The organism is Burkholderia guangdongensis (genome assembly GCF_013403875.1).
Taxonomy (GTDB): Bacteria; Pseudomonadota; Gammaproteobacteria; order Burkholderiales; family Burkholderiaceae; genus Burkholderia; species Burkholderia guangdongensis.
On record NZ_JACBNX010000011.1, the window covers coordinates 30,884 to 53,181 of the forward strand.

Genomic DNA, 22,298 nt, shown 5'->3' on the forward strand with positions numbered 1-22,298 from the left:
CGGGATCGGGCCGTCGCCCTCGTTTTTCGACATACGCTTCCATTTTCGAAGTCATGAGCAAATTCGACACCGCCACAGTCCAATCCGTCCACCACTGGACCGACACGCTTTTCAGCTTCACCTGCAGCCGCGACGCGGGCCTGCGCTTCAATAACGGCGAATTCACGATGGTCGGCCTCGAAGTCGACGGCAAGCCGCTCACGCGCGCATACAGCATCGTGAGCCCGAACTACGAGGATCACCTCGAGTTCTTCAGCATCAAGGTCCAGAACGGCCCGCTGACGTCGCGGCTGCAGCATCTGCAGGTCGGCGACACGGTCCTGATCGGCAAGAAGCCGACCGGCACGCTGATCGCCGACAACCTGCTGCCCGGCAAGACGCTGTGGCTGCTGTCGACGGGCACGGGCCTCGCGCCGTTCATGTCGATCATCCGCGATCCGGACATCTACGAACGCTTCGAGCGCGTCGTCCTCACGCACACGTGCCGCCTGAAGGGCGAGCTCGCGTACATGGACTTCATCAAGCACGACCTGCCGGGCCACGAGTACCTCGGCGACATCATCAAGGAAAAGCTCGTCTACTACCCGACCGTCACGCGCGAGGAGTTCGAGAACGAGGGCCGCATCACCGACCTGATCGCGTCGGGCAAGCTGTTCACGGATCTCGACGTGCCGTCGTTCTCGCCGGAGAGCGACCGCGTGATGCTGTGCGGCAGCACCGCGATGCTGAAGGACACGACCGCGCTGCTGAAGCAGGCCGGCCTCGTCGAAGGCAAGAACAGCGCGCCGGGCCACTACGTGATCGAGCGCGCGTTCGTCGACTGATCCTGATCCGTCGAACCAGCGGTTAACCTGCGTCAAAGACCGGAGCGAAAGCTCCGGTTTTTTTTCGTCCGCGTTCCGGGAATTTGTAACAATAGACGAATAGCTCATCTCAATTTGTTACATTCTGACGTTGTCTTTACGCCACTGCCGCGTCGGTATTTGTCCTACATCGGGTTCGTCCTGACGATAATGAATTGACCGAAAATAGCCGACATTGCCGATCATTTGCCAAATTTAGAGACATGATTCACGACATTCGCTCGACTGAAAGGACAAAGAAAGATAGAAACACTTTGTTACACTCGTCGAAATTTGTTACGTTTTACCCGACGACTCGTGCGGGGCGGTGTCCGTCCTTCCCATCGTCGATACCCGTTGTTGCCGAGCGGTCCGAGTAGAGCCTTCTGACAGCAGGGAGAGTCATGGATACGCCGTTTATTGCGCCCCTGAGCGCCGACGTCACGTTCCCGTCCTCGTTGCAGCAGCCGCCCGCCGGCGCGACGCCATGTTGCGACGCCGCCACCGGCCGCGATGCGCTCGCCGCGCGGATCGCGCAGCTGTCCGCCGAGCTGCTCTGCGCCGACGAAGCCGTGCGCCGCCATCTGGCCGGCGAGCTGCACGACGGGCTCGGCGCGGAACTCACCGCCGCGCGTTTCGCGCTTGCGAACATCAGCACCTGGCTGCCGGCCGACGCACCCGACGACTGCTGGCGCGCGCTCGATCTCGCGCAGCGCGCGCTCGACACCGCCGCCAATGCGAACCGTCGGCTGGTCGCCGAACAGGGGTCGGTCGCGCTCGAAGGCGGCCTCGTCGGCGCGCTGGCCGCGTGGATCGCCGACTACGCGGAGCGCGCCGGGCTGCGCACCGGCTTCGTCTGCGCGGCCGACGCGCGCCTGCTCGAGCTCTCGAGCCCCGGCGCGCTCGCGATCTTCCGCGTCGCGCAGGAAGCGCTGTCGAACGTCGCGAAGCACGCGCGCGCGAAATCCGTCGACGTGTGGATCGACGCCGGCTCGACCCATCTGTCGCTGATCGCCGTCGACGACGGCCGCGGCTTCTCGCGCTCGCACCGCCGCGGCTACGGGCTCTCGGGCATGCGCGCGCGCGCCGAGGCATTCGGCGGCGGCCTCGAGATCGGCTCGGGCGACGGCGGCCGGGGCACGCGGCTCGTCGCGCGCTTCGCATGGCACGCGCTGTGCGCGGGCTCGGCGCCGGCAAGGCGCGTTTCGCATTCGTGAGGAAGGGATGAGTTTGCACATTCTGCTCGTCGACGATCACGCGATCGTCCGGCAAGGCGTTCGTCAGCTGCTGATCGACCGCGGCATCGCGCGCGCGGTCGACGAGGCCGAGGACGACGTCGGCACGCTCGCGCAGATCGACCGCCACGCGTACGACGTGATCCTGCTCGACATCTCGCTTGGCGACACGAACGGGCTCGAGCTGCTGAAGCGCATCAAGCGCCGCGCGCCGAACGCCCCGGTGCTGATGTTCTCGATGTATCGCGAGGACCAGTACGCGGTGCGCGCGCTGAAGGCCGGCGCCGCCGGCTATCTGTCGAAGACGGTCAACGTCGCGCAGATGATCGCCGCGATCCAGCAGGTCGCGTCGGGCCGCCGGTACGTGAGCCCGGCCGTCGCCGAGGCGATCGTCGAGTACGTCGCGTTCGAGAACGACCCGCTGCCGCACGAGAAGCTGTCCGACCGCGAATATCAGACGCTCTGCATGCTCGCGTCCGGCAAGCGGCTGACCGACATCGCGAACGCGCTGTCGCTGTCGGTCAAGACGGTCAGCGTCTATCGCACGCGGCTGCTCGAAAAGATGAAGCTGTCGAACAACGCCGAGCTCACCTATTACGTGATGCGCAACCAGCTCGTCGACATGGCGCCCGCCGGCTGCTGAAACCGGCGAGCACGGGCCGCGCGGGCATGCCGCGCCCGCCGCGCTCCGCAAGCGCTTGTTTTCATTGGACGATCCCGCCGGGCCCACGGCCGGAGCGTCCTCTGACAAATCGGCTAAAATCGCCGCTTTTCATCCGATTCCGCCACGCGGCCGCGCGTGCGGGCATCCAAGTCATGTCTCTCTTCCGCAAGAAAAACGTCGATCTGATGATCGCCGGCGCGCACGCCGCCGGGCTCAAGAAGGCGCTCGGCGCGATCGACCTCACGTTCCTCGGCATCGGCGCGATCATCGGCACCGGGATCTTCGTGCTGACCGGCACCGGCGCCGTGCAGGCCGGCCCCGCGTTGATGGTGTCGTTCGTGATCGCCGCCATCGCGTGCGGTCTCGCCGCGCTGTCGTACGCGGAATTCGCGTCGACGATTCCGGTCGCCGGCTCGATCTACACGTATTCGTACGCAACGCTCGGCGAGCTCGTCGCATGGATCATCGGCTGGGATCTGATGCTCGAGTACGGGCTCGCCGCGTCCGCGGTGTCGGTCGGCTGGTCCGGCTACCTGCAGTCGCTGCTGCAGGGCTTCGGCGTATCGCTGCCGACCGTGCTCACCGCCGCGCCCGGCGCGATTCCCGGCACCGCGACGTGGTTCAACCTGCCCGCGTTCGCGGTGATGCTCGTGATCACGACGCTGCTGTCGGTCGGCATCCGCGAATCGACGCGCATCAACAACATCATGGTGTTCATCAAGGTGTCGATCGTGCTGCTCGTGATCGCCGTCGGCGTGTTCCACGTGACGCCCGCGAACTGGCATCCGTTCATGCCGCACGGCTGGAACGGCGTGTTCGGCGCCGCCGCGGTGATGTTCTTCGCGTTCATCGGCTTCGACGCGGTATCGTCCGCGGCCGAGGAGGTCCGGAACCCGAAGCGCGACCTGCCGATCGGGATCATCGCGTCGCTCGCCGTGTGCGCGGTGCTGTACGTCGCGGTCGCGGCGATCGCGACCGGCATCGTGCCGGCCGCGCAGTACGCGAACGTCTCGCACCCGATCTCGTACGCGCTGCAGGTCGCCGGCGAGAAGTGGGTCGCGGGCTTCATCGACCTCGGCGCGGTGCTCGGGATGCTGACCGTGATCCTCGTGATGAGCTACGGGCAGACCCGGATCATCTTCGCGATGTCGCGCGACGGCCTGCTGCCGCGAACGCTGTCGCGCGTGCATCCCCGCTTCGCGACGCCGTTCCTGACGACCTGGATCGTCGGCCTGTTCTTCGGGCTGATCGCCGCGCTCGTGCCGCTCAACGTGCTCGCCGAGCTGATCAACATTGGCACGCTCGCGGCGTTCTCGATGGTGTCGATCGCGGTCGTCGTGCTGCGCCGCACGCATCCGGACCTGCCGCGCGCGTTCCGCTGCCCGGGCGTGCCGGTCCTGCCGCTGCTCGCGGTCGCCGCGTGCGTGTTCCTGATGCTGAACCTGCAGGCGATCACGTGGATCGCGTTCGCCACCTGGCTCGTGATCGGCCTCGCGATCTACTTCCTGTACTCGCGCCGCCATTCGAAGCTCGCGCACGGCCAGCACGGACACTGACGCATGCCGCGCGGCAGCCGCGCGACGTCGGGTTCATAATCCTTGTCATTGCGCACCGGGCCCGGCAGGCGCATCCGACATGCGGCAAGGCAAGGAAAGGAAACGACGATGGAAAGTGTGGATCTCGACGTGCTGAAGACGAGCGCGCGCTGGATCGAGGAAGGCCGGCGCGCGCTGCTCGTGACGGTCGTGAAGACGTGGGGCTCGTCGCCGCGCCCCGAGGGCGCGATGCTCGCGGTGCGCGACGACGGGCTCGTCGTCGGCTCGGTGTCCGGCGGCTGCATCGAAGACGACCTGATCGCCCGCGTGCACGCGGCCGGCATCGCGGCCGACGCACGGCCCGAGGCGGTCAAGTACGGCGTGACGGCCGAGGAGGCGCATCGCTTCGGGCTGCCGTGCGGCGGCACGATCCAGCTCGTGCTCGAGCCGCTCACGCGCGCGAGCGGGCTCGCCGCGCTGTGCGACGCGATCGAGTGCGGCCGCCTCGTCACGCGCACGCTGGCGCTCGCGACGGGCCGCGCGACGCTCGCCGACGCGGATGCGACGGCTGGCCTCGCGTTCGACGGCGAGCGGCTCGTGACCGTCCACGGGCCGCGCTACCGGATGCTCGTGATCGGCGCCGGACAGCTGTCGCGCTATCTGACGCAGATCGCGGTCGGGCTCGACTATCAGGTGACGGTCTGCGATCCGCGCGAAGAGTACACGGACGCGTGGGACGTGCCCGGCACGAAGCTCGTGCGCACGATGCCCGACGACACGGTGCTCGAGATGAAGCTCGACGCGCGCTCGGCGGTGATCGCGCTCACGCACGACCCGAAACTCGACGATCTCGCGCTGATGGAGGCGCTGAAGACCCCCGCGTTTTACGTCGGCGCGCTCGGCTCGCGGCGCAACAACGCGGCGCGGCGCGAGCGGCTGAAGGAGTTCGATCTCAGCGACGCGGAGCTCGCGCGGCTGCACGGGCCGGCCGGGTTCTACATCGGCAGCCGCACGCCGCCGGAGATCGCGATCTCGATCCTCGCCGAAGTGACGGCCGCGAAGAACGGCGTGTCGCTGCCGACGATCGTGCAGGTGGAAGGTGCGAAGGCCGCGCGCGAGATCGAGGCGCGCGGCGAGGACGCGTGCGGCGTCTGACGGCGCAGGCGCTGGTGCCTGCGCTGGTGCAGGCGCTGGTGCAGGCGTAGGCGTAGGCGCAGAGGCGCAGGCGCCGATGCGGGCGCTAGTGCGTCACGCGAGGCCGGCGGCGAGCGCCGCCGCGACCGAGCCCGCGACGAGCACCACGCCGACCGTGCGGCGCTTGTTCAGCTCGGTCCACAGCAGCACGCCGGTCAGCGACAGCAGGATCAGCGAACCGGCGATCGTGTCCATCAGCAGAATCCAGCCGATGCCGAGCCCATCGCCGCGATGCAGGCTCTTCAGCACGCCGCCGAACGTGTTCGCGGTGCGCTTGACCGACACATAGCCGTTGCCGACCCAGTACTCGGCCTGCACGCTGTGGCGCGGCCCGACGAGGCCGAGCTGCCAGTGCTCCGGCTGCACGACGTGCCGGTCGCCCCACGCGACCGGCTGCGCGGCCTCGCGACGCATCCGGCCCGGCCGGCCGTCGAAGCTCAGCTCGCGCTGCAGCCAGGCGGCCATCGCGGCGGGCGTCGCGGGCGACGGATCGGGCAGCGCGATCTGCAGCGCGTCGACCTGCGGCGTGCCGACCGGAATCCGCATCGGCCCGGCGCGGTGATTGAGCAGCACGCCGGTCACGCCGAACATCAGGCCGAGCACCGCGCCCCACAGGCCGACCCAGCCGTGCACCTTGCGCAGCCACTTGATGAAGACCGCGCGGCGCGACCGGCGCTCACGCGCGGCCCGTTCGGCCTCGGCCAGCGGGCGGGCCGCCGGCTTCACGGCGGGCGGGATGTCGATCGTTTCGGGCGCATTCACGCGTTTCGTTCCATTCGTTCGGACCACGGGCGGCACGCGTTGTCCACGTTTCGGCCACGTTTCATCCACGTGCCGCTCGCTTGAAATTAAATGAGAACGCGTATCATTACATAAATTGCAACGCGACTCAATCGGCCGCCGCGCATGCGCCGGCGCCCGGCTCAGCGGATCGGCGGCAGCGGGAAGCCGGGCGGGACGCCGCCGGAAACCGTGTCGGCGTCGGCGTCGTTACGCTCGAGCGCGTACAGCCAGGCGAGCAGCTCGGCGACCGCCTGGTAGAGCTGCGGCGGAATCCGTGCGTCGAGGTCCACCTGCATCAGCAGCGACACCATCTCCGGCGCGGTGTGCACGTAGAGCCCGGCGTCGCGCGCCCGCGCGACGATCATCTCGGCGACCGCTCCGTAGCCTTTCGCGATCACGCGCGGCGCGGTGTCGCCGCCCTTCGCGTCGTAGACGAGCGCGGCCGCGCGCTTGCGGCTCCGGTCGCTCATCGCGCCGCTCCATCGCCGAAACCGCTGAAACCGCTGAAACCATTGAAACCGTCGACATCGCCGGCGCCGGGCGACGCTACGGCGGGGCGGACGCCATCGGACGCCTGCGCGTAGGCCGCCGCGGCAGCACGCGCCGCCGCGACGTCGAGCGCATCCGGCGCCCCATCGACCGCGCGGACCGACAGCCCGCCGAGCGTCAGCCCCGACGCGTGCAGCCGCTGCCGCAGCGCGCCCTCGTACCGGGTCAACCGCGCCGCGCCCGCCTCGCTCGCACGCAGCCGCGCGACGACCTGCTCACCGTTCAGCACCAGCTCCGCATCGACGGTGCCGAGCGACGGCAAACTCAGCGTGAGCCGCGTGCGCCACGCGATACCGTCGCCCGCGTCGTCGCCGCGCGCGGTCTGCGCGCCCGTGTCGTCGGGCTCGATCGTCCAGTCGAGACGCGCGCCCGGCCACGCCTCGCCGATCCAGCGGAACTGGTCGGTCGCGAGCACGTCGAGCTGCTGGCGCACGAGCGTCACGGTCGCCGGGTGCAGCGTGACGAGCGGCGGCGCAGCGAGATCCGGCGAAGCATCGGCCAGCACGGCTAGCGCGCGCACGCCAGGCGCGGCCGCGCGCGGATCGCCTGCGATCGCGGCAAACCGCTGCGACACCGGAAGATCGGCGGGCAGGAACGTGCGGAATGCGCGCGCTTCGTTCGCGGACGGCGGCGAATCGGGGAGCGAATCGGGGAGCGAATTGGGTCGCGAATCAGGAGGCGAACCGGGAGACGAACCGCGCAGCGAATCAGACAGTGAATCGGGAAGCGAACCGCGCAGCGAATCAGAGAGCGAATCGGGAAGCGAACCGCCCAGCGAATCAGACGGCGAACCGGGAAGCGAACCCCGCAGCGAATCGGACAGAGAACCGCGCGGCGAATTCGGCAGCAAATCGGGCAGCGATCCGGAAGCGCGCGCGGATAGCTGACCCGGCGGCGATCCCGACGCGCGCGCCGCAGGCGGATCGGACAGCGCCGCCGACGTGCGCGCAGGCGGCACATCGAGCGGAGACGCAAACGCCCGCGCCGGCGACGGCTGCTGCAACGATGACGGCACGGCCGCCCCGCCCGCCTGCGGCGGATACTCGGCGAGCAGCGCATCGAACGGGTCGTCGGTCGCATCGGGCTCGGCCGGCCGCGTCAAGCGCGCCTGCGGCTCGCGCGCGAGCGCGGCGGCCGGCCGCTGGCCGGCCAGCCACTGCGCGAGATGGGATTCGTAGAACAGACCGCTGTCGCTCACCGCCTGCGCGAGCGCGTCGCGCAGCGGCGTCGACGGCGCCGCCTGAGCCGCAACCTGAGCAGCCTGCGCGCCGCTCACCTGCCCGGACGCGGATGGCGCAACCGGATCGCCCGCCGACGTCGCCGCCAACGTCGCCGCCGGCCTCGCATCGGCGATCACCACCGTGGCGCCGCCTTCGGCCACGCCCGGTTGCGGCACCGCCGCCGCCAGCAGCACCGCCGGATCCGCGAGCAGTGGCGCCTGCCCGACGACGGGCGGCGTCGCGTCGCCGCCGTAGCGCGAGATCGCATCGAGCGCGAGCGCGACGTCGGACAACGCGGTCTGCGCGGACGCCTGCCGCAGCGCCAGCGCCGCCGGATCGGCCGACGGCCGCGCGGCCGCCGCGCCGGCTGCCGGCGTGCCGACGCGCGCAGCCGGCGCCCCGCCGGCCGACGGCAGCACGCTGCCGGTCAGCAGGCTGTCGAGGCGGCTTACCAGCAGGGCGGCGGCTACGGGGTCGATACCGGTCATGGTCCATCCCGGCGCGAGCCGGACGAGAATTGGAACGAAGCGGAACGAAGCGGAATGAAGCGGAACGAAGCGGAACGAAGCGGAACAACAGGCAGCGCGCCCGGCGCCGATGCGGCGCCCCACTCGCTCAGGCGCGCGCCCGGTAGAAATCCTTCAGCACGTTCGTCGAGCGGCGCACCTCGAGCAACGTCGACAGCCGCGCGACGTCGGGGCTCGCGAGATCGCGGATCGCCGCGTCGTCGGCGAGGATCCGGCGAATCAGGCGGAGCTTGCGGCCGAGCTCGGCCTGGTCGAGCGTGACGCCGTCCGCGGCCTCCCGCAGCCCGTCGACGAGCTGCCGGTATTCGTCCTGCAACCCCGCGAGCACGCTCCAGTCGCCCGTGCGCGCCGCGTTCAGCATCCGCGCGGACACGTCCGCGATCGCCTCGTAGCGCGCGAAATAGTCGGCCTTGCGGTTCATCGCGGCTGTTCCACGGCCTGCGGGGCCATCCGTGCGGCCTCCGGGCCGATCCCGGTCCACGCTTCCTCGAGCGTCGCGAGCAGTCCGTCGACCTCGATCAGCATCGGCTCGCTCGCGTGCACGTTCGCCTCGACGAGACGGCGGCAGATGTAGCCGTACAGCGCGTCGAGCCGCGCGGCGATGTCGCCGCCCGCTTCGCGGTTCAGCGCCAGCTGCAGCCCGCTCTCGACGATGCGGATCGCCTTGCCGACCGCCTCGCCGCGCGCGGCGACGTTGTCCTGCTGCGCATGCATCCGGGCCAGCGCGATCGCCTGCCGCGCGCCCTGATACAGCATCGCGATCAACCGATGCGGGCTCGCGCCCATCACGCCCGTCTCGACGCCGACGCGCGCGTACGCGTTGGCTCCAGCGTGTGCTGCGGAAAACATGCGCCTCTCCTTCATCGTGCGGGGGAATAGAGGGTGCCGCGGCCGGTGTGGCGCAACGCGCGGCGATCTTCTGAAGTTATCGGAAGGGATTGGAAAAGCTTTAGTGGCCGGCCCGGGCGCGACTGCCGGCCACCGCGGTCAGACCGACATCTGCATGATCTGCTGATACGCGCTCACCAGCTTGTTGCGGACCTGCAGCCCGAACTGGAAGCCGATGTTGGCCTTCTGCATGTCGACCATCACGTCGTTCAGCGACACGTTCGGCGCGCCGACCTCGAACGCCTGCGCCTCGCCGAGCGCCTTCTGCTGGTCGCCGCTGATCTTGTCGAGCGACGCCTGCAGCGCGCCCGAGAACGTACCGAGCGTCGCCGCGCCCGAGCCGGTCGCGGCCGTCGCCGCCGCCGCGTTCGCCGTGCCGCCGGCCGCCTGCGCGGCCATCGTCTGCATCTGCTGCAGCACCGAACCGATTCCGCCGATGTTCGCGGTCATGCTTTCTCCTGTGAAGCGCTCGAAAGGTGGGATGCCGGCAGCGCGCGCCGGGCGGCGCCCGATGCCGGATCGAGAAGCAGGATAGCAATCGCGCCCCGCGCCGAAGCCGAGAAAGTACGGCCGAAACCCGGCTCTATTCCGGCGATCGATTGCGCGGTCGCGTCCCGATAATTCCACCGTGCCATTGTCCGTCCGCTCCGGTCCGGGGCGGGCCACGCTACCCGGAGAACCTCGACGCATGGATTCGCAGGCCAATTCGCTGATCAATCCCGACGCCCGCACGGGCCTCGCCGGCGCGGTGCCGCACGCCGCGGCGGCCGCGGCGATGCCGGGCACGGGCGGCGCCGGCGCGGATCTCGGGCTCGGCGGCTTCGCCGAGCGCATGTCCGGCATCACGCGGATGAAGGGCAATCCGAAGCTGCCGCTGATCGTGATCGGCTCGCTCGCGCTCGCCGCGCTCGTCGCGCTCGTGCTGTGGAGCCGCGCGCCCGACTATCGCGTGCTGTACAGCAACCTGTCCGACCGCGACGGCGGCGCGATCATCGCCGCGCTCCAGCAGGCGAACGTGCCGTACAAGTTCGCGGACGCCGGCGGCGCGATCCTCGTGCCGTCGAACCAGGTTCACGAGACGCGCCTGAAGCTCGCCGCGATGGGGCTGCCGAAGGGCGGCTCGGTCGGCTTCGAGCTGATGGACAGCCAGCGCTTCGGGATCAGCCAGTTCGCCGAGCAGGTCAACTACCAGCGCGCGCTCGAGGGCGAGCTGCAGCGCACGATCGAGTCGATCAACGCGGTGCGCGGCGCGCGCGTGCATCTCGCGATCCCGAAGCCGTCGGTGTTCGTGCGCGAGCGCGAGGCGCCGTCGGCGTCGGTGTTCGTCGATCTGTATCCGGGCCGCGTGCTCGACGACGGGCAGGTGCTCGCGATCACGCGGATGGTCGCGTCCGGCGTGCCCGACATGCCCGCGAAGAACGTGACGATCGTCGATCAGGACGGCAACCTGCTCACGCAGCCGTCCGCGAACGCGGGCCTCGACGCGACGCAGCTCCGGTACGTGCAGCAGGTCGAGCGCAACACGCAGCAGCGCATCGACGCGATCCTCGCGCCGCTGTTCGGCACCGGCAACGCGCGCTCGCAGGTCAGCGCGGACATCGATTTCTCGAAGGTCGAGCAGACCTCGGAGAGCTACGGCCCGAACGGCACGCCGCAACAGGCCGCGATCCGCAGCCAGCAGACGAGCGCGTCGACCGAGCTCCAGCAGGGCAACGCGTCGGGGGTGCCGGGCGCGCTGTCGAACACGCCGCCGCAGCCGGCGTCCGCGCCGATCGTCGCGAACGGCGCCGCGCAGCCCGGCGCGCCGGCCGCGACGCCCGTCAGCGACCGCAAGGACCAGACGACCAACTACGAGGTCGACAAGACGATCCGCCACCTCGAGCAGCCGGTGGGCAGCGTGAAGCGGCTGTCGGTCGCGGTCGTCGTCAACTATCAGCCGGTCGCGGACGCGAAGGGTCACGTGACGATGCAGCCGCTCGCCGCCGACAAGCTCGCGCAGGTCGAGCAGCTCGTGAAGGACGCGATGGGCTACGACGCGAAGCGCGGCGACTCGGTCAACGTCGTGAACAGCACGTTCTCGAGCGAGGCCGACCCGCTCGCGAACCTGCCGTGGTGGCGCCAGCCCGACATGATCCAGATGGGCATGAACGCCGCGAAGTGGCTCGGCATCGCGGTGGCCGCGGCGGCGCTGTATTTCATGTTCGTGCGCCCGGCGATGCGCCGCGCGTTCCCGCCGCCGGAGCCGGCGCGCGCGCTGGCGTCGCCGAACGACCCGGTCGCGCTCGACGGCCTGCCGTCGCCGGAGCGCTCAGCCGCGGCCGCCGACGCCGACACCGACGTCGCGCTGCTCGGCTTCGAGAACGAGCGGAACCGTTACGAACGCAACCTGGAGTTCGCACGCACGATCGCGCGCCAGGATCCGAAGATCGTTGCAACCGTCGTGAAGAGCTGGGTGTCCGATGAACGCTGAAGGGTTGACGAAAAGCGCGCTGCTCCTGATGTCGCTCGGCGAGGAGGAAGCCGCGCAGGTCTTCAGGTTTCTCGCGCCGCGCGAAGTGCAGAAGATCGGCGCGACGATGGCCGCGCTGCGCAACGTGACGCGCGATCAGGTCGAGACCGTGCTGCAGGAGTTCGCGAAGGAAGCCGAGCAGCACACCGCGCTGTCGCTCGATTCGGGCGAGTACATCCGCTCGGTGCTGACCAAGGCGCTAGGCGAGGACAAGGCCGGCGTGCTGATCGACCGCATCCTGCAGGGCAGCGACACGAGCGGCATCGAAGGGCTCAAGTGGATGGACTCATCGTCGATCGCCGAGCTGATCAAGAACGAGCATCCGCAGATCATCGCGACGATCCTCGTGCATCTGGACCGCGACCAGGCATCCGAGATCGCGTCGTGCTTCACCGATCGCCTGCGCAACGACGTGCTGCTGCGGATCGCGACGCTCGACGGCATCCAGCCCGCCGCGCTGCGCGAGCTCGACGACGTGCTGAAGGATCTGCTGTCCGGCAGCGACAACCTGAAGCGCAGCCCGATGGGCGGCATCCGCACCGCCGCCGAGATCCTGAACTTCATGAAGAGCGTGCACGAAGAATCGGTGCTCGAGAGCGTGCGCCAGTACGATCCGGACCTCGCGCAGAAGATCGTCGACCAGATGTTCGTGTTCGAGAACCTGCTCGAGCTCGAGGATCGGGCGATCCAGATGCTGCTGAAGGAAGTCGAATCGGAGGCGCTGATCGTCGCGCTGAAGGGCGCGCCGCCGGCGCTGCGCCAGAAGTTCCTGTCGAACATGTCGCAGCGCGCGGCCGAGCTGCTCGCCGAGGATCTCGACGCGCGCGGGCCGGTGCGCGTGTCGGAAGTCGAGCAGCAGCAGCGCAAGATCCTGCAGATCGTCCGCAATCTCGCCGAGAGCGGCCAGATCGCGCTCGGCGGCAAGGCGGAAGACGCGTATGTCTGATCCGCTGCGCCATCCCGCGAAGCCGCTCTCCGCGTATCAGCGCTGGGAGATGACGTCGTTCGATCCGGCGCCGCCGGTCGACGACGAAGCGGCGGCCGCCGCCGCGCTCGCGGCCGAGCTGCAGCGCGTGCGCGACGCCGCGCATGCGGAAGGGATGGCCGCCGGGCATGTCGAGGGGCAGGCGCTCGGCTATCAGGCCGGCTACGAGCAGGGCCGCCAGAAGGGCTTCGAGGTCGGCCAGGCCGACGCGCGCGCGGAAGCCGCGCGGCTCGCGGCGCTCGCCGCGTCGTTCCGGGAGGCGATCGCGGCCGTCGAGCACGATCTCGCCGGCGACCTCGCGCAGCTCGCGCTCGACGTCGCGCAGCAGGTCGTGCGACAGCACGTGATGCAGGATCCGGCCGCGCTCGTCGCGGTCGTGCGCGAGGTGCTCGCGGCCGAGCCCGCGTTGCAGGGCGCGCCGCATCTGTGCGTGAATCCGGCCGACCTGCCGATCGTCGAAGCGTATCTGCAAGAGGAACTCGACGCGCTCGGCTGGAGCGTGCGCACCGATGCGGCGATCGAGCGCGGCGGCTGCCGCGCGCAGGCGGCGACCGGCGAAGTCGACGCGACGCTGCCGACCCGCTGGCAGCGCGTCGCCGCCGCGCTCGGCAAGGCGGGCGCATGGTGACGGCGACGCCCGATGCGTTCGCGCACGACGCACTCACGCCGCTCGAGCGCGAGCTCGAACTCGCGTCGCACGCTGCGTCGGAGCACGCCGCGCCCGCGCCGATGAAGGCCGACGCGCCGAACGCGCCGAACGCACCGGACAACCCGCATCTCGCGCACTGGCGCGCGCATCTCGACGGGCTCGCCGCGCGCAACGCGCGCGCGCTGCCGCTGCGCGCGTGCGGGCGCCTGACGCGGGCGGCGGGGCTCGTGCTCGAGGCGATCGGCCTGCGGCTGTCGGTCGGCGCCGAATGCACGATCGAGCTGCCGCCCGGCAGCGCGCTGCCGTGCGCGGACGCGGAAGTCGTCGGCTTCTCCGGCGAGCGGCTGTTCCTGATGCCGACGACCGACGTCGCCGGCGTGCTGCCCGGCGCGCGCGTGTGGCCACGCGAGAGCGCGCCGATCGCCGATCCGCTCGCGGGCGCGAAGCGGCTGCCGGTCGGCTGGCAGATGCTCGGGCGCGTCGTCGACGCGGCGGGCCGTCCGCTCGACGGCCTCGGCCCGCTCGCGGCGAAGGACGACGCGCCGCTGTCCGCGCCGTCGATCAACCCGCTCGAGCGCGAGCCGATCCATCACGTGCTCGACGTCGGCGTGCGCGCGATCAACGCGCTGCTGACCGTCGGCCGTGGACAGCGAATGGGCCTGTTCGCCGGCTCGGGCGTCGGCAAGTCGGTACTGCTCGGCACGATGGCGCGCTACACGAGCGCCGAGGTGATCGTGATCGGCCTGATCGGCGAGCGCGGCCGCGAAGTGAAGGAGTTCATCGAGCAGATCCTCGGCGAGGACGGGCTCGCGCGCTCGGTCGTCGTCGCGGCGCCCGCGGACGTGTCGCCGCTGTTGCGGATGCAGGGCGCCGCGTACGCGACGTCGCTCGCCGAATATTTCCGCGACCAGGGCAAGCACGTGCTGCTGCTGATGGATTCGCTGACGCGCTACGCGATGGCGCAGCGCGAGATCGCGCTCGCGATCGGCGAGCCGCCAGCGACGAAGGGCTATCCGCCGTCGGTGTTCGCGAAGCTGCCCGCGCTCGTCGAGCGCACCGGCAACGGCCCGGAGGGCGGCGGCTCGATCACCGCGTTCTACACGGTGCTGACCGAGGGCGACGACCAGCAGGATCCGATCGCCGACTCCGCGCGCGCGATCCTCGACGGCCACGTCGTGCTGTCGCGCACGCTCGCGGAGGCCGGCCACTATCCGGCGATCGACGTCGAGGCGTCGATCAGCCGCGCGATGACCGCGCTGATCGACGACGCGCATTTCGACCGCGTACGCCGCTTGAAGCAGATGCTGTCGCGCTACCAGCGCAACCGCGACCTGATCGCGGTCGGTGCGTACGCGCCGGGCCGCGATCCGCAGCTCGACCGCGCGATCGCGCTGTATCCGCGCATCGAGGCGTTCCTGCAACAGGGCTTTCGCGAATGCGCGCCGTTCGATGCGAGTCTCGCCGGGCTCGACGCGCTGTTCGAATACGAAGGAGGCTGACGATCATGGCTCAACGCTTTCCGTTGCAGATCCTGCTCGAGCGCGCGCAGGGCGATCTCGACGCGGCGACCAAGCGGCTCGGCGTCGCGCAGCGCGAGCGCGCCGACGCGTCGAAGCAGCTCGAAGCGCTGCTGCGGTATCGCGACGACTATCACGCGCGCTTCGCGCAGTCCGCGCAGAGCGGGATGCCGGCCGGCAACTGGCGGAACTTCCAGGCGTTCATCGACACGCTGGACACGGCGATCGACCAGCAGCGCCGCGTGCTCGCCGCCGCCGACGCGCGGCTCGACGACGCACGCCCGCACTGGCTGCACAAGAAGCGCGTGGTCGGTTCGTTCGAAGTCCTGCAGACGCGCGCGGCGACGCAGGATGCGCAGCGCGACGCAAAGCGCGAGCAGCGCGACGCCGACGAGCACGCGGCGAAGATGCTGCGGATGCGCGCCGATGCGGCGAAGTCGCCCTGAGCGGCCCCTTTTCGATTCCGGGAATTCCGATGCCTTCACTGTCCCTGGCCGGCGCGCTGCTCGACATCGCCGGCGCCGTCTCCGCCAAGAACGCACGCCAGAGCGACGCGCCCGCGCCGACGACCGCGAGCGACGCGTCGTCGCCGTCCGCTTCGGCGACGACGCCATTCGGGCAGACGCTGCAGCAAAGCGTCGCTGCGCAGAAGTCCGGCGCGGCAGTTGCGTCGTCGGCGACGTCGGCTGCAACGCCGTTCGGGCAGACGCTGCAGCCAAGCGTCGCCGCGCAAAATTCCGGCGCGGCAGTTGCGCCGGCGGCTTCGTCGACTGCGACGCTGTTCGGGCAGGCGCTGCAGCCAAGCGTCGCCGCGCAAAACGCCGGCGCGATGGCCGCGGCATCGGCATCGGCATCGGCATCGGCATCGGCATCGGCATCGACATCGACATCGACATCGACATCGACATCGGCCTCGGCGGCATCGTCGGCCTTGACGCCATTTGGACAGGTGCCGCAGCAGAGCGGCGCCGCGCAGAAGCCCCGCGCGGCGGCGTCATCGTTCGCCGCCACGACGGTGTCCGCTGCCTCCACCGTGCAGGACGCGCCATCGACGTCGGCCGACGGCACGCAGCCGTCCACCTCGTCCGGCGACAAAAAGACCGACGATGCGTCCGACGCGACGCCGAATGCCGCCGCGCTCGCCGCCGCCGCGGCCGTGCAGGCGCAGTTGCTCGCGCGTCCCGACCTCGCGCCGCCACCGCCCGCACCGCCCGCCGCGCAAACGGCCGCCGACGCGCAAGTGCAGCTCCAGACGATCGGCCATACAGCCGCCGCCGATGTGCAGGACGACGCGCCGCCGGCCACGGACGCCACGGACACGACGACGCCGATCTCCCATGCGCTGCAGGCCGCCCTCGCGAATCTCGCCGATGGCGCCACGAGCGCGCCGGCCACAGCAGCCGCCACGCCGGGCGCGGCGCCGCAAGCTGCCGCACCGGGCACGCTGTCATTGACGCCGAACGCGCCGGCGTTCGGCAAGACGCTCGCCGACGCGAACGGCACGCTCGCGACCCAGTCGACGCAACAGTCGACCACCGACACCTCGTCGCTGAGCACCGGCGTCGCCACCGCGAAAACCGACACGGCGCATGCGCCCGCCACGCAACCGGACGCAACGAACACCGCCCAGGCGACGCTCGCCGCCGCGGCCACCGCGGCCACCGTCACGCAGCAGCAGCCCGCCGCCGGCGCAATCGCCGCCGCGACCTCGGGCGCGCACGCGCTCGCGCCGCACGTCGGCACCGCCGACTGGACGGACGCGCTGAGCCAGAAGGTCGTGTTCCTGTCGAATGCGCACCAGCAGAGCGCGGAGCTGACGCTGAATCCACCGGACCTCGGCCCACTGCAGGTCGTGCTGCGCGTCGCGGACAATCACGCGCACGCGCTGTTCGTGTCGCAGCACGCGCAGGTGCGCGACGCGGTCGAAGCCGCGCTGCCGAAGCTGCGCGATGCGATGGAAGCGGGCGGGCTCGGCCTCGGCAGCGCGACCGTCAGCGACGGCGGCTTCGCGTCGTCGCAGCAGAACCCGCAACAAGCGTCGTCCGGCGGCCAGCCGGCGCGGCGCGCGAACGGGCCGGCATCAGCCGGCGGCGCGTCGGCCGACGCCGCGCCATCCGCTTCCGCCGCCGGCATCGCGCCTCAGCGGCAGGTCGGCCTCGTCGATACGTTCGCCTGAACATCCGCCCGGTCGCACACGGCTCAGCGGATCAGCGGATCAGCGGATCAGCGGATCAGCGGATCAGCGGATCAGCAGGTCCGCAAGTCAGCGGCTCAGCGCCCGTGCAGCGCGGACACCGCCTCGCCGCGCGCCGCCCCCGCCTTGCGCGTGGCCGCGATGAAATCCGCCGCGCGCTCGCCGATCATCACGGACGGCGCATTCGTGTTGCCGCCGATCAGCGTCGGCATCACCGACGCATCGACGACACGCAGCCCGTCCACGCCACGCACGCGCAATTGCGGATCGACGACCGCGGCCGGATCGGTGCCCATCCGGCAGGTGCCGACCGGGTGATAGATCGTGTCCGCGCGCTCGACGATCGTCTCACGCAGTTGCTCGTCGGTCTGATGCGGATTCGTGTACAGCTCGCGCCCGCCCTGCGACGCGAGCGGCGTCTGCGACAGGATCCGCCGCATCGCATGCGCGCCGCTCACGAGCAGATCGAGGTCGCGCGCATCGCTGAAAAAGCGCGGATCGATCAGCGGCGCATCGCGCATGTCGCTACTCACGAGCGCCACCGTGCCGCGGCTCTTCGGCCGCAGCGCGCACACGTGCAGCGAGTAGCCGAAGCCCCAGTGCATCGTGCGGTTGTGGTTGTCGACGAGCGCGGTGCAGAAGTGCAGTTGCAGATCCGGACGATCGAGCCCCGGCTCGCTCTTGATGAAGCCGCCCGCCTCCGCGACGTTGCTCGTCATCATCCCCTGCCGGCTCGACAGATAGCGCGCGAGCGCGGGCGTCATCTTCGCGAGCCCGCGCAGGCACACGCCGACGAGCTCCGACGAATTCACGCGCGTGTTGATGATGAAGTCGATGTGGTCGATCAGGTTCTCACCGACGTCGGGCGCGTCGTGCACGACTGAAATCCCTCGACGCCGCAGCGCGTCGGCCGGCCCGATCCCCGAGCACATCAGCAGCTGCGGCGAGTTGAACGCGCCGGCCGACAGCACGACCTCCGCGCGCGCGCCGAGCGTCTCGACCCGGCCGCCGCGCGCAACCGACACGCCGCTCGCGCGCTTGCCGTCGAACGCGACGCGCAGCACGGTCGCGTCGGTGATCACGTGCAGGTTCGGCCGGCTGCGTCCGTAGATGTAGGCGCGCGCGACGCTGCAGCGCGAGCCGTCGCGATGCGTGACCTGATAGAAGCCGACGCCTTCCTGATTCTCGCCGTTGAAGTCGTCGTTCAGCGGATAGCCGGCCGCGTGCGCGGCCTGGATGAATCGTTCGGAGAACGGATTGCGAAAGCGCAGATCGGACACCGTCAGCGGGCCGTCCGCGCCGTGCCACGCACTTGCGCCGCGCTGGTTGCCTTCCGCGCGCCGGAAGTACGGCAGCACGTCCTGCCAGCTCCAGCCGGTGCAGCCGAGCTGCGCCCATTCGTCGTAGTCGAGCGGATGGCCGCGCGTGTAGATCATCGCGTTGATCGCGCTCGATCCGCCCATCCCGCGCCCGCGCGGCTGATAGCCGCGACGTCCGCCGAGGCCGGACTGCGGGACGGTTTCGTAGCCGTAGTTCGTTTTCAGCTTGAACGGCACGAGCGCCGCGATGCCGGCCGGCATGTTCACGAGCAGGTTCCTGTCGGTATGCGGCCCCGCTTCGATCAGCGCGATCGTCGCCTCGGGGCACGCGTCGGCGAGCCGGCCCGCGAGGCTCGACCCGCCGGAACCCGCCCCGACGATGATGTAGTCGTATTGCATGTCACGTCTCCGTTCCTGTCCACGAATGGCGTCGTCCGGCTGAGCCGAATTCTTTCGATGTCCGGCCATTTTAGGAATGCCGCGCACGCGCACGGCGCACCGAATCAAGAGCGATTCCTCTAAACGTATGCGTGAACTAAATTTAAGATGCGTGGATTCTTTGGGCGCGCCGCACGCGGATGCGGGCCGCGCCATGCGCGCCGCGTCGCGGCTGACATTTGCCTCCATTCGCATCGACCGTCGCGCAAATGCGACGACCCAGGGACATCCCCGCCGCCGCACTCGCTCCGAGGAATCGACATGAAGAATGATCTGCCCGAACTGGCCCCGCAAGATGACCCCGCGCTCGCCGCACTGACCTCGTTGCTGCGCGACCAGCGCGCCGCCTATCTGCGCGCGCCGTTTCCGGCGTGGGACGTGCGCGCCGCGCATCTGCGCGCACTGCGCGCGATGGTGCTCGACAACGCCGACGCGCTCGCCGACGCGATCAGCGCCGACTTCGGCCATCGCGCGAAGCAGGAGGTGCTGCTGTCGGAAATCTGGACGTCGAAGGAAGAGATCGACGAGGCGCTGAAGCACGGCAAGCGCTGGATGAAGCCGATGCGCCGCGCGACGAACAAGTGGCTGCGCCCCGCGCGCGCAAAGGTGATCCCGCAGCCGCTCGGCGTGATCGGCATCGTCGTGCCGTGGAACTATCCGGTGATGCTGTCCGTCGGCCCGCTGATCGGCGCACTCGCGGCCGGCAACCGCGCGATCGTCAAGATGTCCGAACTGACGCCGCGCACGTCCGCGCTGTTCGAGCAGTTGATCGCGAAGACGTTCGCGCGCGAGCACGTCGCGGTCGTGAACGGCGACGCCGACGTCGGCGCCGCGTTCAGCGCGCTGCCGTTCGATCATCTGCTGTTCACCGGCTCGACGCAGGTCGGTCGGCACGTGATGCGCGCGGCCGCCGAGCATCTGACGCCTGTTACGCTCGAGCTCGGCGGCAAGTCGCCGGCGATCGTCGGGCCGAACGCGCGCTTCGACACCGCGGTCGATTCGATCGTCACCGGCAAGACGCTGAACGCGGGCCAGACCTGCATCGCGCCCGACTACGTGCTGCTGCCGCGCGGCATGGAAGCCGCGTTCATCGAGCGCGCCCGCGCGCGGCTCGAGAAGCTCTACCCGGATTTCGCGCGCAACGCCGATTTCACGTCGATCGTGTCCGATCGCCATTTCGCGCGGCTGCAGCGGCTCGCGAGCGACGCGCAGGCGGCCGGCGCGCAGTTGCATCCGCTCGCCGACGCGGCGTCCGATCCGTCGCTGCGCCGCTTCGTGCCGTGCGCGGTCACGCACGTGCCGGATGCATCGCAGCTGATGCAGGAAGAGATCTTCGGCCCGCTGCTGCCACTCGTGCCGTACGAGACGCTCGACGAAGCGATCGCGTACGTGAACACGCGGCCGCGCCCGCTCGCGCTGTATCTGTTCGACGACGACCGCGGCACGATCGACCGCGTGATGCAGGAGACGATCTCGGGCGGCGTGACGATCAACGAGACGCTGATGCACATCGCGTGCGGCAGCCTGCCGTTCGGCGGCGTTGGCGCGAGCGGGATGGGCGCGTATCACGGCTACGACGGCTTCGTCGCGTTCTCGAAGATGAAGCCGGTGCTCACGCAGGCGCGCTGGAACGTGCGCGAGCTGATCGCGCCGCCCTACGGGAAGCGCTTCGCGGCCGTGATCAGGATGATGCTGAAGCTCTGAACGAAGCGGGCGCGGTGCACCCGCGCGCGCTCACACCGTCCACGCCACTCACACCGGCCACAGCGGCCCTTCCTGCATCGCGCCGATCTGCTCGCGCAATTCGAGCACGCGCGCTTCCCAGTACCGATGCGTGTTGAACCACGGGAACGCGGCCGGGAACGCGGGATCGTCCCAGCGCCGCGCGAGCCATGCCGCGTAGTGGATCAGCCGCAGCGTGCGCAGCGCCTCGACGAGATGCAGCTCGCGCGGCTCGAATTCGCAGAAGTCCTCGTACCCGGCGAGCAGATCCGCGAGCGCGCGCGACGCGCCCTCGCGGTCGCCCGGCAGCAGCAGCCACAGATCCTGGACCGCGGGCGCCATCCGGCTGTCGTCGAAGTCGACGAAATGCGGGCCGGCGTCGGTCCACAGCACGTTGCTCGGATGGCAATCGCCGTGCGCGCGCAACAGCCGGATCTCGCCCGCGCGCTCGAACGCGGCCTCGACGCCCTCGAGCGCGAGCGCGAGCACGGTTTCGTACGCGGGCCGCACGTCGACCGGGATGAAATCGTGCGCGAGCAGATAGTCGCGCGGCTCGTAGCCGAACGTGCGGATGTCGAGCGCGGGCCGGAACGCGTACGACTCGGTCGCGCCGACCGCGTGAATCCGTCCGATGAATCGGCCGAGCCATTCGAGCGTGCCGCTGTGGTCGAGATCCGGCGCGCGGCCGCCGCGACGCTCGAAGATCGAGAAGCGGAAGCCCTCGAACGCGTGCAGCGTGCGGCCGTCGAACGCCCGCGCGGGCACCGCCGGAATCTCGCGCTCAGCGAGTTCGGCGACGAACGCGTGTTCTTCGAGAATCGCGTCGTCGGACCAGCGCGCGGGACGGTAGAACTTCGCGACGATCGGCGGGCCGTCTTCGATGCCGGCCTGATACACGCGGTTTTCGTAGCTGTTGAGGGCGAGCAGGCGCCCGTCGGTGCGCAGCCCGGCGGGGATCAGCACGCTGTCGAGCGCATCGAGCACGCGCTCGGGCGTGAGCCCGGCGAACGGCGGGGCAGCGGGGGCGGTGTCAGTGGCGGGGAGTTCGTTCATGCCCCGCATTGTGCTCCGCGCCGGACCGAAAGACGAGCGTGCCGACGTTCAGTGCACCGCCGCGCCGGCCGGCAGCACGGATTCGCCGGTGTCGATCAGATCCTCGAGAAAGAACGGTTCGGTGTTGAGTTCCTTCGACTGGCCCGGCACGCCCACGTACCAGGTCACCATCGCCATGTCGCCCAGGATGCGCTGGACGATCCCGCGTGCGCCCTTCGGCACCGCGATATGGGTAGTGCAGACAATCGACCCGATATGCATGATGTTTCCCCACTCTTTTTGAGCCCGGCCCGCGCCATCCGGCCGGGCAAGGCACGATCCGCGCGGCCGTGCTGTCGCCGGCCGCGCGTCTCCCATTGTTCACGGTTTATCGAAGCGTGCAAAGAAAAAGGTGCGGATACTGTGCCGCGATCTTGCCGGCTGTCTCGAATCAACCACTCGCTCCCGCGCGCGCCTGGCGCGCGGGATGCCCTCA

At 70.0% G+C, this 22,298-nt stretch carries 21 protein-coding genes; 12 read left to right on the forward strand and 9 right to left on the reverse strand.

Annotation, left to right across the window (positions count from 1 at the left end; genetic code table 11):
* The first annotated feature begins 53 nt into the window (after positions 1-53).
* The 5 genes from HZI36_RS12115 (at position 54) to HZI36_RS12135 (ending at position 5,431) form a co-directional block, all read left to right on the forward strand.
* A complete protein-coding gene (locus HZI36_RS12115; protein ID WP_179402897.1) occupies positions 54-824 on the forward strand; it encodes a ferredoxin--NADP reductase in 771 nt (256 codons plus the stop codon).
* A gap of 422 nt (positions 825-1,246) precedes the next feature.
* Complete coding sequence (locus tag HZI36_RS12120; RefSeq protein WP_179402898.1) at positions 1,247-2,059, forward strand: sensor histidine kinase; 813 nt, start codon at positions 1,247-1,249, stop codon at positions 2,057-2,059.
* A gap of 7 nt (positions 2,060-2,066) precedes the next feature.
* On the forward strand, positions 2,067-2,720 hold the full coding sequence (gene rqpR / locus HZI36_RS12125) for a response regulator transcription factor RqpR (protein WP_179402899.1): 654 nt from the start codon (positions 2,067-2,069) through the stop codon (positions 2,718-2,720).
* Positions 2,721-2,893: 173 nt separating this feature from the next.
* A complete protein-coding gene (gene bcaP / locus HZI36_RS12130) occupies positions 2,894-4,297 on the forward strand; it encodes a branched-chain amino acid transporter BcaP (protein ID WP_179402900.1) in 1,404 nt (467 codons plus the stop codon).
* 108 nt (positions 4,298-4,405) lie between these two features.
* Positions 4,406-5,431: an XdhC family protein gene (locus tag HZI36_RS12135; RefSeq protein ID WP_179402901.1), complete on the forward strand. Its 1,026-nt coding sequence runs from the start codon at positions 4,406-4,408 to the stop codon at positions 5,429-5,431.
* Positions 5,432-5,524: 93 nt separating this feature from the next.
* On the opposite strand, the gene HZI36_RS12140 is transcribed toward HZI36_RS12135, so the two are convergent.
* From HZI36_RS12140 to fliE, 6 genes are all read right to left on the reverse strand, one after another.
* Positions 5,525-6,232, reverse strand: coding sequence for a PepSY-associated TM helix domain-containing protein (locus tag HZI36_RS12140; RefSeq protein ID WP_179402902.1), 708 nt, complete (start codon positions 6,230-6,232; stop codon positions 5,525-5,527).
* 161 nt (positions 6,233-6,393) lie between these two features.
* Positions 6,394-6,723 carry an EscU/YscU/HrcU family type III secretion system export apparatus switch protein gene (locus HZI36_RS12145; protein WP_179402903.1) on the reverse strand — a complete coding sequence of 110 codons (330 nt, stop codon included), beginning with the start codon at positions 6,721-6,723 and terminating at the stop codon, positions 6,394-6,396.
* A complete protein-coding gene (fliK, locus tag HZI36_RS12150) occupies positions 6,720-8,510 on the reverse strand; it encodes a flagellar hook-length control protein FliK (RefSeq protein WP_179402904.1) in 1,791 nt (596 codons plus the stop codon). The genes HZI36_RS12145 and fliK overlap by 4 nt, the downstream gene beginning before the upstream one ends.
* Before the next feature lie 127 nt (positions 8,511-8,637).
* Positions 8,638-8,970, reverse strand: a complete 333-nt coding sequence (locus HZI36_RS12155; RefSeq protein WP_179402905.1) for a flagellar protein FliT — start codon at positions 8,968-8,970, stop codon at positions 8,638-8,640.
* Positions 8,967-9,398 (reverse strand): flagellar export chaperone FliS, encoded by a 432-nt coding sequence (gene fliS / locus HZI36_RS12160; RefSeq protein ID WP_179402906.1) that lies wholly within the window; start codon positions 9,396-9,398, stop codon positions 8,967-8,969. The genes HZI36_RS12155 and fliS overlap by 4 nt, the downstream gene beginning before the upstream one ends.
* Before the next feature lie 138 nt (positions 9,399-9,536).
* A complete protein-coding gene (fliE, locus tag HZI36_RS12165) occupies positions 9,537-9,887 on the reverse strand; it encodes a flagellar hook-basal body complex protein FliE (RefSeq protein ID WP_179402907.1) in 351 nt (116 codons plus the stop codon).
* A 238-nt stretch (positions 9,888-10,125) separates the two neighbouring features.
* On the opposite strand from fliE, the gene fliF reads away from it, so the two are divergent.
* The 6 genes from fliF to HZI36_RS12195 all read left to right on the forward strand — a co-directional run bounded on the left by fliF (position 10,126) and on the right by HZI36_RS12195 (position 17,273).
* A complete protein-coding gene (fliF, locus tag HZI36_RS12170; protein ID WP_179402908.1) occupies positions 10,126-11,907 on the forward strand; it encodes a flagellar basal-body MS-ring/collar protein FliF in 1,782 nt (593 codons plus the stop codon).
* A complete protein-coding gene (gene fliG / locus HZI36_RS12175) occupies positions 11,897-12,892 on the forward strand; it encodes a flagellar motor switch protein FliG (RefSeq protein ID WP_179402909.1) in 996 nt (331 codons plus the stop codon). The genes fliF and fliG overlap by 11 nt, the downstream gene beginning before the upstream one ends.
* Positions 12,885-13,559 carry a flagellar assembly protein FliH gene (fliH, locus tag HZI36_RS12180; protein WP_179402910.1) on the forward strand — a complete coding sequence of 225 codons (675 nt, stop codon included), beginning with the start codon at positions 12,885-12,887 and terminating at the stop codon, positions 13,557-13,559. The genes fliG and fliH overlap by 8 nt, the downstream gene beginning before the upstream one ends.
* Complete coding sequence (fliI, locus tag HZI36_RS12185; RefSeq protein WP_179402911.1) at positions 13,553-15,079, forward strand: flagellar protein export ATPase FliI; 1,527 nt, start codon at positions 13,553-13,555, stop codon at positions 15,077-15,079. Before fliH ends, fliI begins: the two co-directional genes overlap by 7 nt.
* A gap of 5 nt (positions 15,080-15,084) precedes the next feature.
* A complete protein-coding gene (gene fliJ / locus HZI36_RS12190) occupies positions 15,085-15,543 on the forward strand; it encodes a flagellar export protein FliJ (RefSeq protein WP_179402912.1) in 459 nt (152 codons plus the stop codon).
* 383 nt (positions 15,544-15,926) lie between these two features.
* On the forward strand, positions 15,927-17,273 hold the full coding sequence (locus tag HZI36_RS12195; protein ID WP_246327063.1) for a flagellar hook-length control protein FliK: 1,347 nt from the start codon (positions 15,927-15,929) through the stop codon (positions 17,271-17,273).
* A gap of 95 nt (positions 17,274-17,368) precedes the next feature.
* Here HZI36_RS12195 and HZI36_RS12200 read toward each other — a convergent pair whose 3' ends face one another.
* Entirely contained in the window at positions 17,369-19,009 is a 1,641-nt protein-coding gene (locus HZI36_RS12200) for a GMC family oxidoreductase (protein WP_179402914.1), read from the reverse strand.
* A gap of 300 nt (positions 19,010-19,309) precedes the next feature.
* Between HZI36_RS12200 and HZI36_RS12205 the strand changes: the two genes are divergently transcribed.
* On the forward strand, positions 19,310-20,752 hold the full coding sequence (locus tag HZI36_RS12205; protein WP_179402915.1) for a coniferyl aldehyde dehydrogenase: 1,443 nt from the start codon (positions 19,310-19,312) through the stop codon (positions 20,750-20,752).
* Positions 20,753-20,800: 48 nt separating this feature from the next.
* Here the strand turns inward: HZI36_RS12205 and HZI36_RS12210 are convergent, their stop codons facing one another.
* Together HZI36_RS12210 and HZI36_RS12215 are read right to left on the reverse strand one after the other, a co-directional pair.
* Entirely contained in the window at positions 20,801-21,832 is a 1,032-nt protein-coding gene (locus tag HZI36_RS12210; protein WP_179402916.1) for a serine/threonine protein kinase, read from the reverse strand.
* Positions 21,833-21,871: 39 nt separating this feature from the next.
* Positions 21,872-22,084, reverse strand: coding sequence for a hypothetical protein (locus HZI36_RS12215; RefSeq protein WP_179402917.1), 213 nt, complete (start codon positions 22,082-22,084; stop codon positions 21,872-21,874).
* Positions 22,085-22,298 lie beyond the last annotated feature (214 nt).